At 63.0% G+C, this 14,732-nt stretch carries 18 protein-coding genes; 8 read left to right on the forward strand and 10 right to left on the reverse strand.

Going from position 1 to position 14,732, the window contains the following annotated elements; genetic code table 11:
• The first annotated feature begins 79 nt into the window (after nt 1-79).
• Complete coding sequence (locus K3179_RS05480) at nt 80-1,075, forward strand: adenosine kinase (protein WP_221562818.1); 996 nt, start codon at nt 80-82, stop codon at nt 1,073-1,075.
• A gap of 7 nt (nt 1,076-1,082) precedes the next feature.
• Here the strand turns inward: K3179_RS05480 and K3179_RS05485 are convergent, their stop codons facing one another.
• The gene (locus K3179_RS05485; protein ID WP_247712803.1) at nt 1,083-1,481 is read right to left on the reverse strand and encodes a hypothetical protein; all 399 of its coding nucleotides are present in this window, start codon (nt 1,479-1,481) and stop codon (nt 1,083-1,085) included.
• A gap of 80 nt (nt 1,482-1,561) precedes the next feature.
• Nucleotides 1,562-2,836 (reverse strand): phosphoribosylamine--glycine ligase, encoded by a 1,275-nt coding sequence (gene purD, locus K3179_RS05490; RefSeq protein ID WP_221562819.1) that lies wholly within the window; start codon nt 2,834-2,836, stop codon nt 1,562-1,564.
• Between purD and xseA the strand changes: the two genes are divergently transcribed.
• The 4 genes from xseA to K3179_RS05510 all read left to right on the forward strand — a co-directional run bounded on the left by xseA (nt 2,835) and on the right by K3179_RS05510 (nt 6,409).
• Complete coding sequence (gene xseA, locus K3179_RS05495; protein ID WP_221562820.1) at nt 2,835-4,244, forward strand: exodeoxyribonuclease VII large subunit; 1,410 nt, start codon at nt 2,835-2,837, stop codon at nt 4,242-4,244. The genes purD and xseA overlap by 2 nt on opposite strands.
• A 24-nt stretch (nt 4,245-4,268) precedes the next feature.
• Entirely contained in the window at nt 4,269-4,478 is a 210-nt protein-coding gene (locus K3179_RS05500; RefSeq protein ID WP_090476968.1) for a DUF2093 domain-containing protein, read from the forward strand.
• A gap of 71 nt (nt 4,479-4,549) precedes the next feature.
• Nucleotides 4,550-5,389 carry a M23 family metallopeptidase gene (locus K3179_RS13565; RefSeq protein WP_345722135.1) on the forward strand — a complete coding sequence of 280 codons (840 nt, stop codon included), beginning with the start codon at nt 4,550-4,552 and terminating at the stop codon, nt 5,387-5,389.
• 60 nt (nt 5,390-5,449) lie between these two features.
• Nucleotides 5,450-6,409, forward strand: a complete 960-nt coding sequence (locus K3179_RS05510) for an esterase-like activity of phytase family protein (protein ID WP_221562822.1) — start codon at nt 5,450-5,452, stop codon at nt 6,407-6,409.
• Nucleotides 6,410-6,454: 45 nt separating this feature from the next.
• Here the strand turns inward: K3179_RS05510 and rpmB are convergent, their stop codons facing one another.
• Entirely contained in the window at nt 6,455-6,745 is a 291-nt protein-coding gene (gene rpmB, locus K3179_RS05515) for a 50S ribosomal protein L28 (protein ID WP_100260042.1), read from the reverse strand.
• 158 nt (nt 6,746-6,903) lie between these two features.
• On the opposite strand from rpmB, the gene K3179_RS05520 reads away from it, so the two are divergent.
• Complete coding sequence (locus K3179_RS05520; RefSeq protein ID WP_221562823.1) at nt 6,904-7,359, forward strand: nucleoside deaminase; 456 nt, start codon at nt 6,904-6,906, stop codon at nt 7,357-7,359.
• Nucleotides 7,356-7,895 carry a TPM domain-containing protein gene (locus K3179_RS05525; protein WP_221562824.1) on the forward strand — a complete coding sequence of 180 codons (540 nt, stop codon included), beginning with the start codon at nt 7,356-7,358 and terminating at the stop codon, nt 7,893-7,895. The genes K3179_RS05520 and K3179_RS05525 overlap by 4 nt, the downstream gene beginning before the upstream one ends.
• A gap of 20 nt (nt 7,896-7,915) precedes the next feature.
• Here the strand turns inward: K3179_RS05525 and K3179_RS05530 are convergent, their stop codons facing one another.
• The 5 genes from K3179_RS05530 to K3179_RS05550 form a co-directional block, all read right to left on the reverse strand.
• A complete protein-coding gene (locus K3179_RS05530; RefSeq protein ID WP_345722139.1) occupies nt 7,916-8,476 on the reverse strand; it encodes a ribonuclease T2 family protein in 561 nt (186 codons plus the stop codon).
• Between the two features lie 139 nt (nt 8,477-8,615).
• The gene (locus K3179_RS05535; RefSeq protein WP_221562825.1) at nt 8,616-9,038 is read right to left on the reverse strand and encodes a hypothetical protein; all 423 of its coding nucleotides are present in this window, start codon (nt 9,036-9,038) and stop codon (nt 8,616-8,618) included.
• A 42-nt stretch (nt 9,039-9,080) separates the two neighbouring features.
• Nucleotides 9,081-9,941, reverse strand: a complete 861-nt coding sequence (gene nadC, locus K3179_RS05540; protein ID WP_221562826.1) for a carboxylating nicotinate-nucleotide diphosphorylase — start codon at nt 9,939-9,941, stop codon at nt 9,081-9,083.
• Nucleotides 9,941-10,735: a LytR/AlgR family response regulator transcription factor gene (locus K3179_RS05545; protein ID WP_221562827.1), complete on the reverse strand. Its 795-nt coding sequence runs from the start codon at nt 10,733-10,735 to the stop codon at nt 9,941-9,943. The genes nadC and K3179_RS05545 overlap by 1 nt, the downstream gene beginning before the upstream one ends.
• A complete protein-coding gene (locus tag K3179_RS05550; protein ID WP_221562828.1) occupies nt 10,732-11,949 on the reverse strand; it encodes a sensor histidine kinase in 1,218 nt (405 codons plus the stop codon). Before K3179_RS05550 ends, K3179_RS05545 begins: the two co-directional genes overlap by 4 nt.
• Nucleotides 11,950-12,030: 81 nt before the next feature.
• Here K3179_RS05550 and K3179_RS05555 point away from each other — a divergent pair, with 81 nt between their 5' ends.
• Complete coding sequence (locus K3179_RS05555; RefSeq protein WP_221562829.1) at nt 12,031-12,639, forward strand: HD domain-containing protein; 609 nt, start codon at nt 12,031-12,033, stop codon at nt 12,637-12,639.
• Nucleotides 12,640-12,642: 3 nt separating this feature from the next.
• Here the strand turns inward: K3179_RS05555 and K3179_RS05560 are convergent, their stop codons facing one another.
• Together K3179_RS05560 and K3179_RS05565 are read right to left on the reverse strand one after the other, a co-directional pair.
• Nucleotides 12,643-13,323 carry a DsbA family protein gene (locus tag K3179_RS05560; protein ID WP_221562830.1) on the reverse strand — a complete coding sequence of 227 codons (681 nt, stop codon included), beginning with the start codon at nt 13,321-13,323 and terminating at the stop codon, nt 12,643-12,645.
• Nucleotides 13,324-13,347: 24 nt separating this feature from the next.
• The gene (locus K3179_RS05565) at nt 13,348-14,730 is read right to left on the reverse strand and encodes a M48 family metalloprotease (RefSeq protein WP_221562831.1); all 1,383 of its coding nucleotides are present in this window, start codon (nt 14,728-14,730) and stop codon (nt 13,348-13,350) included.
• Nucleotides 14,731-14,732: the final 2 nt, after the last annotated feature.

Below are 14,732 nucleotides of genomic sequence, written 5' to 3' on the forward strand. Positions count from 1 at the left end.
GTCAACGCCGCCCTTGGCCAATGCCCGACGAAGCGCTAACGGCGCCCGACACACCGTTTTCAGACCTCCCGGAGTACCAATGTCCCAGCCCCGTTACGACGTCATCGCAATCGGCAACGCTATCGTCGATGTCATGGCCCCTTGCGAAGACGATCTCATCGAAGAACTGGGACTGGCCAAGGGCGGCATGACCCTGGTCGATACGCCGCGCGCGAAGGAACTCTACGATGCCATGGGCCGCGCGACCGAGATTTCCGGCGGTTCGGCGGCCAATACGCTGGCGGGCATGTCCTCGCTCGGCGCGCAGTGCGCCTTTGTCGGCCAGGTTGCCAGCGACCAGCTGGGCGAGATTTTCAGCCACGACATCCGCGCCGTCGGGATCGATTTCGACACCGCGCCGCGCGAAGGCGATCCGCCGACCGCCCGCTGCCTGATTTTCGTGACGCCCGATGGCGAGCGGACGATGAACACTTTCCTCGGCGCCAGCCAGTTCCTGCCCCCCGCTGCGCTCGATGACGAACTGATCGCCAGCGCGGGAATCCTCTATCTCGAAGGTTATCTCTGGGACCCGGAAGAACCGCGCAGCGCCATGCGCCGTGCGATCGACGTCGCCCGCGAAGCCGGCCGCAAGGTCGCTTTCACCGCCAGCGAAAGCTTCGTCATCGAACGCCATGGCGACGATTTCCGCGCCCTGATCGAAGAGGGCAAGATCGATATCCTCTTCGTCAACGAGCACGAACTGGCGACCCTGACCGGTGAAGACGAATTCGACGCCGGCCTCGCCGCGCTGACGGATAAGGTCCCCGTCCTCGTCGCAACGCGTAGCGCCAAGGGTGCCGTGGGCATTGCGAATGGCGAGCGCGTGGCAATCGAAGCCGAACCGATCGAGCAGGTCGTGGATACGACGGGCGCGGGCGACCTCTTCGCCGCGGGCTTCCTTACCGGCCACGCACGCGGCGAAAGCCTTGAGACCTGCCTGCGGATGGGTGCGATCTGTGCGGCCGAAATCATCAGCCACATCGGCGCACGCAGCGAGAAGGACCTGAAGGCGCTCGTCGCCGAAAAGCTCGGCTGAGGCCCTATCAGGACGGGGGCGTGTGGTAATCCTCGTCCTTCAGGCTGAGGATGTAGTGGGCAAGTTCTGCCGCCTGCTCGGGATCGAGATCGAAATCCATCACCAGCGGATAATTATGCGCGTCGGTGAGATAAGTCTGTAGCGTTTCCTCGGTCACGCCCTCGCGATTGGCAATATCGGCAAAGGTCGGGGCGGCCGGATTGGGCGAAAGCCACGGTTTCTCGACCGCGTGACATCCGCCGCAGGCGCCCTGCGCGAAGGCCAGCGGATTGTCGTGCGCCATGTCCGATGGGGCGGCGCTCGCCATTGCGGTTTCGCTTTCCGGATAGGCGGACTGGCAAGCTGCAAGCGCGATGCCTGCAGAAGCAATCAAAGCGAAGCGAAATTGCGAAGCAGCTTTCATCATCAAGGCAGTTTGCCGCGAAGTTTCGCAAATTTGCAAGCGCAATGCGTGGTCGATCATTCAGAGCGCTTTAGCGGCCTTCCCTACCCCCGCTCGCGCCTGACCTCTCGCTGGCCGATGTCGCGGCGGCAGAATCCTTCCGCGAAATCGATGGCGTCGACTGCGGCGTAGGCATTGCGCTGGGCCTCGGTCGCGCTCGCCCCTTTTGCGGTCACGTTGAGCACCCTGCCGCCGTTCGCGACAAGCTGGCCATCTGCCATCTTCGTGCCTGCATGGAAGACCTTGGCCCCGTCCGTTTCCGCATTGCCGAGATGAATGGCGCCGCCCTTCTTCGGAGTATCGGGATAGCCTTCTGCAGCCATGACGACCGTCAGCGCGAACTGGTCCGCCATGCGCGGCGCATCGATCTGGCCGAGCCTCCCTTCCGCGCAGGCGTGCATGATCTCGACCAAATCGCTATCAAGCCGCATCATCAGCACCTGGCATTCCGGATCGCCGAAGCGCACGTTGTATTCGATCAGTTGCGGACCCGTCTTTGTCAGCATGAGACCCGCGTAAAGGACGCCTGAATAGGGGTGGCCTTCTTCGCGCATGGTCCGGACCGTGGGTTCAATGATCTCGCGCATGACCTGGTCTTTCAGCGCGTCGGTCAAAACCGGGGCGGGCGAATAGGCACCCATGCCGCCGGTATTGGGGCCGGTGTCGCCCTCGCCCACGCGCTTGTGGTCCTGTGCGCTCCCGATCGGGACGATGGTCTCGCCATCGGTGAGAGCGAAATAGCTCGCCTCCTCTCCCTGCAGGAATTCCTCGATCACGACTTCGCTGCCGGCGCTGCCGAATTTGCCGTCGAACATTTCGGAAAGGGCGTGCTGCGCTTCCTCGCGGGTTTCGGCAATGACCACACCCTTGCCTGCCGCAAGACCGTCTGCCTTGAGGACAAATGGCGGGTCGAATTTCTTGAGCGCACCCCAGGCCGCCTCGAGCGAGGTACAGCGTTCGAACCGCGCGGTCGGGATGCGGGCACGCTGGCACAACTCCTTTGTGAAGCTCTTGCTGCCTTCCAACTGTGCGGCCGCCTTGGAGGGACCGAACACCGCCACGCCTGCTGCGCGCAGATCGTCTGCCAGCCCGTCCACCAGCGGCGCTTCGGGGCCGATCACGACCAGTCCGATGGACTTGTCGCGGCAAAACTGCTCCACCGCTGCGTGATCGCCCGCATCGAGAGCGATGCATTCTGCACATTCGGCCATTCCCGGGTTGCCGGGACTAGCCCACAGCTTGTCGCATTGCGGCGATTGCGCCAGTTTCCAGCCAAGCGCATGTTCGCGACCACCGCCGCCCAGCAAAAGGATATTCATGCCCGCCGATTTCCCGTCAGATTCCGAAGATGACAGTCTGGTAGCGAAGGGGCGCGCCGGGGACAACGCCGCCCCGCTCTCGATCAGCGAGATTTCCGGCCTGCTCAAGCGCACGGTGGAGGAACAGTTCGGCTATGTGCGCCTGCGCGGCGAGCTTTCCGGCGTCAAACGCGCGGCCAGCGGGCACATGTATTGCGCGCTCAAGGACGAGAAGGCAGTCATCGACGGTGTGATGTGGCGCGGCAATACCCAGCGCCTCGCATTCCAGCCGGAAGACGGCCTCGAAGTCGTCGCCAGCGGAAAGCTGACGACCTATCCCGGCCGCTCGAAATATCAGATCGTGATCGAGCGGATGGAGCTGGCTGGTGAAGGTGCCTTGCTGGCGCTGCTCGAAAAGACGCGCGCGCGCCTCGCTGCAGAAGGGCTGTTCGACGAGGGGCGCAAGCGGTCACTCCCGTTCCTGCCGCGTACCATCGGCGTGGTGACCTCGCCCACCGGCGCAGTCATTCGCGACATCCTCCACCGCCTTGCCGACCGCTTCCCCAGCCGTGTGATCGTGTGGCCTGTCCTCGTACAAGGGCAGGGCGCGGCAGAGCAGGTCGCAGGCGCAGTGCGCGGTTTCTCGGCGCTACCCGACGGGCATCCCGACCGGCCGGACCTCGTCATCGTTGCTCGCGGAGGCGGTTCGATCGAGGATTTGTGGAGCTTCAACGAAGAGGCGGTCGTTCGCGCGATAGCCGAATGCTCCATCCCGACGATCAGCGCGGTCGGTCACGAGACCGATACCACTCTTGCCGATCACGCTGCCGACAGGCGCGCGCCGACGCCGACCGCGGCCGCGGAAATCGCAGTGCCGGTACGGCAGGAACTTGCCGCTACGCTTGCCGATTTCGGCGCACGGCAGCAACGCGCCATACTGCGTCCCGTGCATCTCGGTCGCGAGCGTCTGGAGGCCCGGGTCCAGCGCATGCCCAAGCTGGAGGTCCTGCTGCAGCCCCAGGCGCAGCGGCTGGACGATGCGGCGGCGAGGCTCGCCAACGGGCTCCGCGATCGGGCGGCCCGCGCAAGGGACAGGCTGCAATCCGATCGCGCCCGGCTCAATGCTCCCCTACTCAAAAGCCGGGTCGAGCAGGCGCAGCAGCGCCTGACTGCGGTGTCCCGCCTGATGGTGTCCCTCGATCCGGATAATGTGGTCAAACGTGGCTATGTGCGCGTGCTCGGACCTGACGGGAAGACGCTGACCACGCACGCGATGGCCGCGCAGGAGAGAGCCCTCACCCTGAAATTCCGCGACGGAGATCTTGCCGTGACCACCGGCGGGAAAGCGCCCCCTCCCAAGGCCCCGAAGCCGCGCGCCACGCGTCCTGCCAAGGGAACGCCGCCAGCACAGGATGATTTGTTCGGATAGGCGCGAAGTGCTAGGACGTTTGCCATGCTGATGAACAAGAATTCCGGCCCCGCTTCGGGCGAGGCGAAACTGCAATATGGTCCCAACGGCTTTCGCGTCCTGCGCGCAGGCCAGCACGTGTTTTGCGCCGCCTCGGGTGAGGCGATCCCGCTCGACGAGTTGCGCTACTGGTCGGTAGAATACCAGGAAGCCTACGCGACGCCGCAACTCGCCACGGAGCGCCTGAAACCGTGAGGCGCGAAAGGGTCGCGCCACTTCTCCTTATCCTCACTGCCGCTTGCGTCGCTCCGGCGCAGAGCGCTTCCGTGGCCGAGCCCGATGTTGTGGCCGCACCTGCGCCGTCGCCAGCGCCAAGCGTAGTCCAGGAGCCTCCTGCCGAGCCGGCTAAACCGGTCGACTTCACCTTCACCGGAGAGCTGGAGCAGGGCGGCTGGATGCGCGGCGATCTGGGGCCGGGCCAATGGACGGCCAGGCTTGGAGAGGAAGAGATCGAGGTCGATCCGGACGGGCTGTTTTTCGCAGCATTCGACCGGGATAGTCCGTCCACCCTGGTGTTCGAGGCGACCAGCGGCAATCTCGTCTACGCGAAGGAAGTGATCAAGGTCGCTCCGCGCGACTGGGATATCGAGTATGTCGACGTTGCCCTTCGCCCGCGTTCCTCCTCCGAAAGCTTTATGAAAAAGCGCAGGCCCGAGCTCGATGCGATCTGGGATGCGCGCCTCAAGAAAACGGGCTCCGAAGGCTGGAAGCAGAGTTTCATCTGGCCGGCCACTGGCCGGATATCGGGGCGCTTCGGTTCGCAACGTGTCTACAGGGGCGAACCGGGAAGCTATCATTCGGGCCTCGATATCGCCGGTGGCAGCGGGACGACATATGTCGCGCCGGCCGACGGGGTCGTGGTCCTGGCAGAGCGCGATTTCAGCCTCGAGGGGCAATTGCTGATCATCGACCATGGTCAGGGCCTGAACAGCGCCTTCCTGCATTCCTCCGAGCTCTTCGTCCGCGAAGGGGACAGGGTGCAGCAAGGCCAGCCGCTGGGCCGTATCGGCTCGTCAGGCAGGGCGACGGGGCCGCACCTTCACTGGAGCCTGAAGTGGAAGAACTTCCGGCTCGATCCTCTCCTCTTCCTGCCGCCCCAGCCCTGACCGGGCTGGTACCGAGCAAGCCCCGCTTTGCGTCCGGCCCGCCTTCTCCTGGCCATTTTTGTGACAATCGGCTTCGTGCCGAGCGTCTTCATGCGCGCGCCTCCGAAGCAATATGATTTCGATGCGCCGGTCCTGATCACGGCACTCGAAGTCGACAGCCAGCGCGTCGGCGAAATGACGCTCGAGGGGGCATGGGTACTCGAAAGCGAAAACGACCTGTTCGGCGGCTGGTCGGCCATGGTCGAATGGATCGACGACAGGCTCCTGCTTGGCAGCGATTCGGGGCGCATGATGACGATCGGCAAGCCGGACCGGGCCCGGGCGATGCCAATCCTGGCGGTCTTGGATAGACCGGTCCGCGACGACAAGCGCCAGAACGACCTTGAGGACCTCGCCCGCGATCCGGAAACAAATGACGTCTGGGCGAGTTTCGAGCGATCGAACGAAATTGTCCGGATCAGGCGGCCGCTGATCGTGGCCGAGAGCTTCGCGCCGGCCGCCATGGCCGAATGGCCCGCAAATGCCGGAGCCGAATCGCTGGTGCGCTTCGCGGATGGAAGGATGATCGCGATTGCCGAGACGGCGATCTCCGATGGACGCCATGAAGCAGTTCTCTTTCCGGCGGGGCCGGGAAATGGGCGAGAGCCGGTGCGCTTTCTGCTCGAAGCGGACGAGGACTACCGCCCGGCGGGCGCGACAGAGCTACCCCACGGGAGAATGCTCATTGTCCTGCGGAAGCTTGAGTGGGGTGTGCCACCGCGCTTCGCAGCCATGCTGGTCACTGCCGATCCGCGCGCGATTCGACCCGGTCAGGCGCTTGCGACCCAGGTGGTGGCGAAGATCGAGGACCCGCTTCCAAGCGACAATTACGAAGGGGTAGCGGTTGCGCGCGAAGCAGACGGGAGCTGGACCGTGTGGCTCGTCTCGGACGACAACAACATGCGCTACCAGCGCACCATCCTCCTGAAATTGGGTTGGGAAACGGACGGCAACGGCAAACGCCAAAAAGCGCGCGAGTAGGCCCGCGCGCTTCAGGTTTTTCCAATAAGGTAAGTCAGCGAAGCCTTAGGCGGCTTCTGCAGCAGCCTTCTTCAGCTCGCGCTTCACCTTGAGCGCGTTAGCCGAAAGCTTTTCGTCCTTGGTCTTCAGCAGCCAGTTGTCGAGACCGCCGTTGTGCTCGACCGAACGCAGGCCCTGGGTCGAAACGCGGAACTTGAAGCTGCGGTCGAGCTTTTCGCTCAGCAGCGTAACGTTCTGCAGGTTCGGCAGGAAGACGCGCTTGGTCTTGTTGTTGGCGTGGCTCACATTGTTGCCGACCTGGCGGCCCTTGCCGGTGAGTTCGCAAATACGCGACATGGTTCAGTCTCTTCGTTCGAATGGGCGGGCGAGTTCCCTTGGCCGCATTTGCGGGTGAGGGGCTCATAAATCCCGGAAAGCGGCGCGCATAGCGGTGAGGGTGCGAATCGTCAAGCACGTTGCGCCCTGCCACGCCGGGGGCTAGCGAGGTCTTACCTATGACCGGCTGGACCCTCCCGCAACCCATGAAGCGCGCATTGCAGCTTGCAGAGGCTTCTGCAGCGACGGGCGAAGTACCGGTAGGCGCCGTCATCACCCGCGCTGGCGAGATCATCGCGGAAGCGCACAACATGCCGCGCGAGACCTGCGACCCGACCGCTCACGCCGAAATGCTCGCCATCCGCCGCGCTGCCGGAGCGCTCGGTCTGGAGCGCCTCACCGATTGCGAATTATGGGTGACACTGGAGCCATGCGCCATGTGCGCCGGCGCCATCGTTCATGCGAGGGTCGCTAAAGTCTATTATGGCGCGAGCGACCCGAAGGGAGGCGCGGTCGAGCATGGCGCGCGGGTGTTCGAGCAGAAGCAATGCCTGCACCGCCCGGAAGTCTACGCCGGGATCGGGGAGGCGAGGGCTGCACAGATCCTGCGCGAATTTTTCAAGGCGCGTCGATGAGTAGGCGCCTCTCCCCTAAAGTCTATGCTCCGCTCGTTTTCGGGGCAGCACTGGTCGGATGCCTGGATCAATCGCAGGCCGATCCAGCTCCGGTTGCGGTGGAAGAGTCCCGTCCGGTTCCGTCGGTCGAATTGCTTGGGCCGGTTTCGGACCATGCCGATCTTCTCACGCCGGCAGCAGAGCAGGCAATCGGTCGGAAACTCGTCGATCTCGAGAAGGCTACCGGGCACCAGATGGTGGTCGTGACCATCGGCAGCCTCGAGGGGCGCGACATCGCGGATTACACGACCGATCTGGGCAATGCCTGGGGTATTGGGCGCAAAGACTTGAACGATGGTGTCATCCTGCTGGTCGCACCGAACGAGCGCAGCGTCAGGATCGCTGTCGGCTACGGTCTTGAGGAGGTGTTGCCGGATGAGTTCTGCTCAGCGGTGATCCAAAACTCGATCCTGCCCCAAGTCAGGCAAGATGATTATCTTGCGGGCATCGCTGCCGGGACCGATGCTCTGGTCGAAAGGCTTTCGAATAGACGCTGACTGCGCCGTGAGCATTCCTTTCACAACCCCCTCCAAATCCTCGCAGCCTGCTTTTCCTTTGCGCCGTAGCGCCGCGCATCGCAGGCTTCGGGCATGAAGCGCTTGTCGTAGCAGAGGCGCAGTTCTTCCAGCCATCCCTTGCGATCGAGGTGTACGCCTACAGCCTCGGGAAACCATCCCGGGTTGGCGTCGGCGAAGCGGGTGCGAATGGTGCCGGCGGTGAGATCGTCCTCGCGGCTGATGCGCACGAAATCCGGCCACCGCAGACCGTTGTAGAGTATGCGCGTAACCTTGAAATAGGTCGCCGGGCGCCGGGTCATGCAACTGCCGTGCTTTTGCCACTGGCGGGCAAGGAGGGACGCATCGGGGCTCATGCAAAGGTTTGGCTTGAGGACATCGGTGCTGACCGGTGTCCGCGCACACCACTGGGGCCATGTACGCCCGCTGTTCGGCCACAGGCCGTGCACGGTAAATCCGAAGCGCCCCTGTTTGCCGGAACACTGTCTGGAATGACGCTGGTTGTCTTCGCGGAAGCGGCAAAACTCCGGGCTCCAGCTGAGCGCAAGGGTGTAGCCCGTCAAGGGCAGGTTCCGCGCGCGGCCTTCGGCGCGAAGCTGCGGCGTCTCCACGTTCGCAGGAATGCGGCATTGATAGGCCTGCGCCTGGGCAACGCTGGCAAACCCCAGCGAGGCGATGACCCACGCGGCGATAAGAACGCGTCTAATCGCCCGAGCCTCGCTTCTGCGCGAACCAGGCCTTCGCTTCTGGAGTGAACAGGAAATACACGGCACCAACCGTCATGATCGTACTGATCCAGCTGATGATCACGGTGACTATCGGCGCCTCGCCCCCGCTTCCCATCGCCGCCGCGTAGACGCCATAAGCGGCAAAGAGCGCGAGCACGTATTTGACGAATTCGATCCGCAATTTCGAAATTAGGAACCACAGTGCCAGAGAGATGAAAATCCAGAATGCCAGACCGGCAATCAGGAACCCTTGTCCCATCGGCGCTATACCCTGGGCGGCGAGCTCGTCGTTGGAAATCTCGACCATGGTGTCGAAGACCAGCAACACGCCGAGCAAGGACACGGCCACCGAGCCCAGATAGAGCAAATCGAATTTCTTGATCGCAGCAGGTTTCATCGGCTTCCCCCTTGTCGCACGCCTGAGGGGGATGCACTCGAATTACAGCGGGGTAAAGTCCAGACCGATATCTGCGGCAGGTGCACTCTGGGTGAGCCTGCCGACGGATACGTAGTCGACACCGGTGGCGGCCTTTGCCTTGATCGTTGCGAGATTGATGCCGCCGCTGGCCTCGGTCGGAACCCGGCCCGCCACCAGTTCGACGGCTTCGCGCAATGTCGACGGCTCCATATTGTCGAGCAAGAGGCGCGTGGCCCCTGCGTTGAGCGCTGGCTCGATCTGGTCGATACGGTCGACTTCGCAGATGATGTCCTCGACGCCAGCCTCGACCGCGCGGCGGACCGCCTCGCCAACGCTGCCTGCGACGAGAACATGATTGTCCTTGATCATTGCCGCGTCCCACAGGCCCATGCGGTGGTTCGCACCCCCGCCCATGCGGACCGCGTATTTCTCAAGATGGCGCAGGCCCGGAATGGTCTTGCGGGTGTCGAGCAGAGTGCAGTCGGGGTTGTCCATCGTAGCGACATATTGCGCGACCATGGTGGCGATGCCAGACAGGTGCTGGACTGTATTGAGTGCGCTTCGCTCTGCCGTCAGCATGGCGCGGGCGTTGCCTTCGAGGCGCATCAGGTCGGTGCCGGCCGGAACGCTCGCGCCTTCGTCCACCAGCAGTTCGATCGCCATGTGCGGGTCGAGCGTGCGGAAGAAAGCCTCGGCTATCGGGAGACCTGCAACGCGGATGTCGTCGCGTGTGTCCATGACACCCGAAAACCGAGCATCGGCAGGAATAACGCTTTCGCTGGTTACGTCACGCCCGCCGCCCGGAAGCCCCTGGCCCAGATCCTCGGCGAGCGTCTCGCGCACGAAGGCAGCGAGGTCGAATCCGTCCAGATCGAAGCCCATCAGTGGACGAAGCGGGCCACGACATCGCGATAGGAGCGCGACACCTTCACTTCGGCGCCACTGTCTAGCACGAGGAAGCATTCGCCATTGGTGTGCGGCTTCACCTGCCGGACTTGGTCGAGGTTGACGATAGTGGACCGATGGACGCGCTGGAATTTGCGCGGATCGAGCCGGCGTTCGAGGTCCTTCATGGTCTCGCGCAGGATAAGCGAATTATCGCCCGTGTAGATGCACATATAGTCGCCGGCAGCCTCGATATGCTCGATCGTGCCCACTTCGACGCGGAATATCTGGCCGCGATCCTTGACGTTGATCAGCTTCTCGTAACGACCGGCGGCCTCGGCATCATCCTCGCTCGTTTCGACCGCTTCGGGTGCGACTTCGGAAAGGACGCCGCGCAGGCGATCGGCTTCGTCGGAAGACTTCTTTTCGGCCAGGCGCTGGCGGACGCGTTCGATGGTGTCGGCAAGCTTGTCCTCGTCCACCGGCTTCATCAGGTAGTTCACCGCATTCGCCTCGAAAGCGCGAATGGCATGTTCCTGGAAGGCGGTGACGAACACGAACAGCGGGGGTTCGATTTCCATGACGCCCTGGACGACGGAAAAGCCGTCGAAACCCGGCATCTGGATGTCGAGGAAAACGAGGTCTGGTTTCAGGGTCTTGATCGCCCGGATGGCTTCGCGTCCGTTCTGGCAGGTCTCGATGATTTCGACATCTTCGAAAGGTTCGAGGCGCAGTTGGAGCCCCTGTATGGCGAGCTTCTCGTCGTCGACGAGGATCGTGCGAATGGTCATGGCTTGGTACTTACCTTCTGGGGGGCAGACGGGGGATTAACGGTCAAGGCACTGGCTTGTTTCGCAGCCAAAGTCCTCTTCGGTGCGGCAGGCGGCTCCTCATCGTCGGCGAGTTCGTGCGGAATCTCGATCAGCACGGTGAAACCGCCCGTTTCCGGAGAGCGGATTTCGAAGCGGTGGTCGTCGCCATAGGCCTGTGCCAGGCGATCGCGGATATTGGCGAGGCCGACGCCGGTCGAATCGCGGCGCTTATGGGTTGCCATCACAGCCGGCAAATCTTCGGCCAGCCCTCCGACGTCGACCCCGGGGCCGGTGTCGGAAACTGTGATACGCAGCCGCGGGCCGACGATCTGGGCGAGAAGGGAGATTTCAGCTCCTTCTTCCTGCGGGCTCACGCCGTACTTGATCGCATTCTCGATCAGCGGCTGCAGCAGCATCGACGGGATCTGCGCCTTGGCTGCGCGGTCCTCGATCCGGAAATCGGTTCGCAGACGGTCTTCGAAGCGCATCTTCTCGATGCTGAGATAAAGCTGAAGAGTTTCCGCTTCCTGCGCCACGCTCACCTTGCCGCCCGGCTGGGTGACGAGCGTGTGCCGCAGGAAGCTGGACAGGCGGGTAAGCATCGCATTCGCCGGCTCGGTCTGTTTCAGCAGCACCAGCGTGCTGATCGAATTGAGCGTGTTGAACAGGAAATGCGGATTGAGCTGGTAACGCAGCATCGCCAGCTGGGCGCTGGTGGCCTGCGTTTCCAGCCGTTCGAGCCGGTCCGATTGCTCTTCCACCTGGAGGAAGAAATTGATCGCGTAGTACAGCGCAGACCAAGCCCCCAGCAGGGTGAGGTCGAAGAAGTAGATGCCTACGAACAGGCTTACGAAACTGCCGCTCGACGAGGTGCCTGCCACCTCGAGCACCCAGCTGTCGATGAAAGCATAGATGCCGGTAGCAAAGCCGAGGACTATGGCCGTGCTGGCCCAGGTCACGATGGGCTTCTGCGCAATGAGGTAATTGTAGATGACCGACAGGATCAGGCTGAGCGAGAAGCCGGTGATCGTCGCGATCAGGATGATGACGAGGCGTTCGACCGGCTGGTCGTTCGCCACTGCCGACATGACACGCAACATCGTCGCCCCGCCCCAGCCCAAGAGCTGGAGGTTCCAGAACGCCTGGTTCTTGTTCGCGAAGAACGGCGTAGGGCGAAAGGGCAGCACGGCCATCGTAAGGCTTCCCTAGCGCAATTGCCGCGCACTGCGCCAGTCGCTAGGATATATGGCAAGAAAGCACTTGGGAGAGAGCCGATGAACAAGCCCGAAAACCTGACCCACGCGATCGAGGAACGCGCCAAGTTCCGCGAAATGAAGGAAGGCACGCAGGAAGACTGGGCGATCATCGGGGCGGAATACATGGCTTTTGCCAAGGACTTGCCTGATCGCGTGCTCGATCACCTCAAGCTGCTCGACGGCGATTTCGGCGGTTTCCCCGTATGCCGCCTCGAACATTCGCTCCAAACCGCGACTCGTGCGCACCGTGACGGGCGCGACGAACAATATGTCGTGATGGCCCTGCTGCACGATATCGGAGACACGCTGGGAAGCTACAACCATCCGGAAGTGGCCGCCTCCATCATCAAGCCCTTTGTGACCGAGGAAATCCACTGGATCTGCCAGAATCACGGCGCTTTCCAGGGCTATTACTACTTCCACCACCTCGGCATGGACCGCAATGTGCGCGACAAGTTCCAGGACAACCCGCACTACCAGGCCTGCGCGGAGTTCTGCGAGAAGTACGACCAGGCGGCTTTCGATCCCGATTACGAGAGCGAGCCGCTGGAATTCTTCGAACCGATGGTACGCCGCGTGATGGCGAAGCCGCTTGCCTCGATGTACGCCAAGGCGATCGAGGAATAGGGCCTAGCCGCCGATCGCCTTCGCCAGCTGGTCGTAGCCGACCGCGCCTTCGAAAGCCTTGTCACCCGTCACCCAGCTGGGTGTTCCGGAAAAGCCCAGCTGCTGGGCGAGCGCCTGGTTGCGTGCCAGTTCTGCCGTGACTTCTTCCGATGCGCCGTATTCCTGCGCCGCCGCAAGATCGAGACCCGCCTCGCGCGCTGCCGCCATGACATTTTCCGGCGCTGTCGATTCCATCGCGAACATGGCGTGGTAGAACGCATCGAACTTGCCCTGTTTCGCTGCGGCCAGGGCCATGCGTGCAGGCACATCGCTGCCCTGGAACAGCGGAAGTTCGCGGATTACCACGCGCAGTTCGGGATCGTCGGAGACCAGGCGATCGATATCTTCGGTGCTGATCCTGCAATAGCCGCAGGCATAGTCGGTGAACTTAACCAGCGTGCGCGAGCCTTCGGGATTGCCGAGGACGGCGCCGGGGAACGGCTTTGTCACTTCGCTGGAAATCGAGGCCAGCGAATCGCGCGATTGCTGTTCCTGGTAGGCGTTCGCCATCGCGGGCAGGATGTCGGGGTTGGCGACGAGAAACTCGCGGGTCTGCGAGTTACCCAATCCGCTGAACGAGAAGAGGGCCGCGCCCGCAAACCCGAACACCAGCGCGATCAGCGCTGTTACAAAATGCCGTGCCATTGACCTATCCCCGTTCCTGCTGCCCTATCGCCGCCTGCGGCAGCTGCGATCCTTGCTCATTTCGCACTGCTGTTCGAGCAATGCGCGTGCCTGCATCCCGATGTCCTGGGCACGCAGCCAGTCGGGCGATCCGACGGGCAGCCCTGCCTCGGCTGCCTGCGCACTGCGCATGGCGAGCGCATATTCGCGCTTCATAACCTGCTGTTCCGCACTGGCCAGACGTGCGCGGGGCATGTCTCCCCGTGCTGCATACACCACGCCCAGCTGGTACCAGGCGAAAGGATTGTAGCGGTCGCGCCCGACGGAGGCGCGCAGGACGCGTTCTGCTTCCTCGTAATTGCTTTCGTCCTCGGTAGCGATCAGTGCGTGTCCGAAGAGCGATGCGATAAGTGGCTCCGAGCGGCTCAGCTGGGTCGCTTCGCGCAAGTAATCCAGCGCCTCGCCGGGGCGGCCCGATTCGAGCAGCACCTGGCCTTTGAGTTCGAGGAAGTACGGATCGGCCGGTTGGCGCTCGATCAGCCTGTCTGCCGTATCGAGTGCCATCTCCATCTTGGCCTGCTTGTGATAGGCATAGGCGCGTGCCACCAGAGCGGGCGTCGACGCGTCGCTTTCGGGATAGTCGCGCAGGGTGTGTTCGGGATCGGCGACATAGCCCTTGAGCTTGGCCTTGATCCGCTGGAAGCGCGCCTCGATCGCGGGATCGCTCGGCCTGTTCCAGGCGGGGTCTTTCTCGTAGGTGCCGCGCAGGGTGGAGATACGATCGCCCGAGAGCGGGTGAGTGCGCCAGAAGCCCGCTTCCTCGTCCTGGCTGAAGCCGCGGCGCATCTCCATGTTCAACAGCTTGCCGAAGAATGTGAGTGAGCCGCGTCCGGTAATGCCCGCGCGCGAAAGATACTCCGCCCCCGCAGCGTCGGCGCTGGCTTCCTGAGTACGGGTGAACGACAGGACAGAGCTTATTGCCGCGCTCTGTCCGGCCATCATCAGGCCCATCGCGGCGTCGGTCGAGCCTGCGAGGGCCGCACCGATGCCGGCGAGCATCGAGAGCAGCGAGATATTGCCTGCCTTGGCATAGCCTTCGCCGATACGGTTGATGTGGCCGCCGGTTATATGGCCGAGTTCGTGCGCGATAACGCCCTGCACTTCGTTGGCGCTGTCGGCCGCGTCGATCAGGCCGCTGTGGAGGTAGATCGCCTGTCCACCTGCGACGAAAGCGTTGAGGCTCGGGTCGTTGATGAGCACCACCTCGACATTACCCGGTTCCAGCCCGGCGGCTTCCACCAGCGGAGCCGATATTTCATCAAGGAATGCTTCGGTCTCTGCGTCGCGCAGGACCGATTGCGCTGCCAGCGGCTGGGCTGCCAGCACAAGCAGCGCCAGGATAGCGGAGAGGTGGGATAGCAGGCGCATCA

The sequence above is a fragment of the Qipengyuania intermedia genome, from assembly GCF_019711615.1.
Classification (GTDB): Bacteria; Pseudomonadota; Alphaproteobacteria; order Sphingomonadales; family Sphingomonadaceae; genus Qipengyuania; species Qipengyuania intermedia.

What these genes read in the sequence shown, in the direction of transcription:
- nadC (WP_221562826.1), bottom strand. Translation starts at nt 9,941, where the DNA reads ATGGGCTTCGATCTGGACGGATTCGACCTCGCTGCCTTCGTGCGCGAG.
- K3179_RS05535 (WP_221562825.1), bottom strand. Translation starts at nt 9,038, where the DNA reads ATGAAACCTGCTGCGATCAAGAAATTCGATTTGCTCTATCTGGGCTCG.
- K3179_RS05560 (WP_221562830.1), bottom strand. Translation starts at nt 13,323, where the DNA reads ATGGCACGGCATTTTGTAACAGCGCTGATCGCGCTGGTGTTCGGGTTT.
- K3179_RS05565 (WP_221562831.1), bottom strand. Translation starts at nt 14,730, where the DNA reads ATGCGCCTGCTATCCCACCTCTCCGCTATCCTGGCGCTGCTTGTGCTG.
- K3179_RS05550 (WP_221562828.1), bottom strand. Translation starts at nt 11,949, where the DNA reads ATGGCCGTGCTGCCCTTTCGCCCTACGCCGTTCTTCGCGAACAAGAAC.
- K3179_RS05525 (WP_221562824.1), top strand. Translation starts at nt 7,356, where the DNA reads ATGAGTAGGCGCCTCTCCCCTAAAGTCTATGCTCCGCTCGTTTTCGGG.
- purD (WP_221562819.1), bottom strand. Translation starts at nt 2,836, where the DNA reads ATGAATATCCTTTTGCTGGGCGGCGGTGGTCGCGAACATGCGCTTGGC.
- xseA (WP_221562820.1), top strand. Translation starts at nt 2,835, where the DNA reads ATGCCCGCCGATTTCCCGTCAGATTCCGAAGATGACAGTCTGGTAGCG.
- K3179_RS05555 (WP_221562829.1), top strand. Translation starts at nt 12,031, where the DNA reads ATGAACAAGCCCGAAAACCTGACCCACGCGATCGAGGAACGCGCCAAG.
- K3179_RS05545 (WP_221562827.1), bottom strand. Translation starts at nt 10,735, where the DNA reads ATGACCATTCGCACGATCCTCGTCGACGACGAGAAGCTCGCCATACAG.
- K3179_RS05480 (WP_221562818.1), top strand. Translation starts at nt 80, where the DNA reads ATGTCCCAGCCCCGTTACGACGTCATCGCAATCGGCAACGCTATCGTC.
- K3179_RS05485 (WP_247712803.1), bottom strand. Translation starts at nt 1,481, where the DNA reads ATGATGAAAGCTGCTTCGCAATTTCGCTTCGCTTTGATTGCTTCTGCA.
- rpmB (WP_100260042.1), bottom strand. Translation starts at nt 6,745, where the DNA reads ATGTCGCGTATTTGCGAACTCACCGGCAAGGGCCGCCAGGTCGGCAAC.
- K3179_RS05520 (WP_221562823.1), top strand. Translation starts at nt 6,904, where the DNA reads ATGACCGGCTGGACCCTCCCGCAACCCATGAAGCGCGCATTGCAGCTT.
- K3179_RS05500 (WP_090476968.1), top strand. Translation starts at nt 4,269, where the DNA reads ATGCTGATGAACAAGAATTCCGGCCCCGCTTCGGGCGAGGCGAAACTG.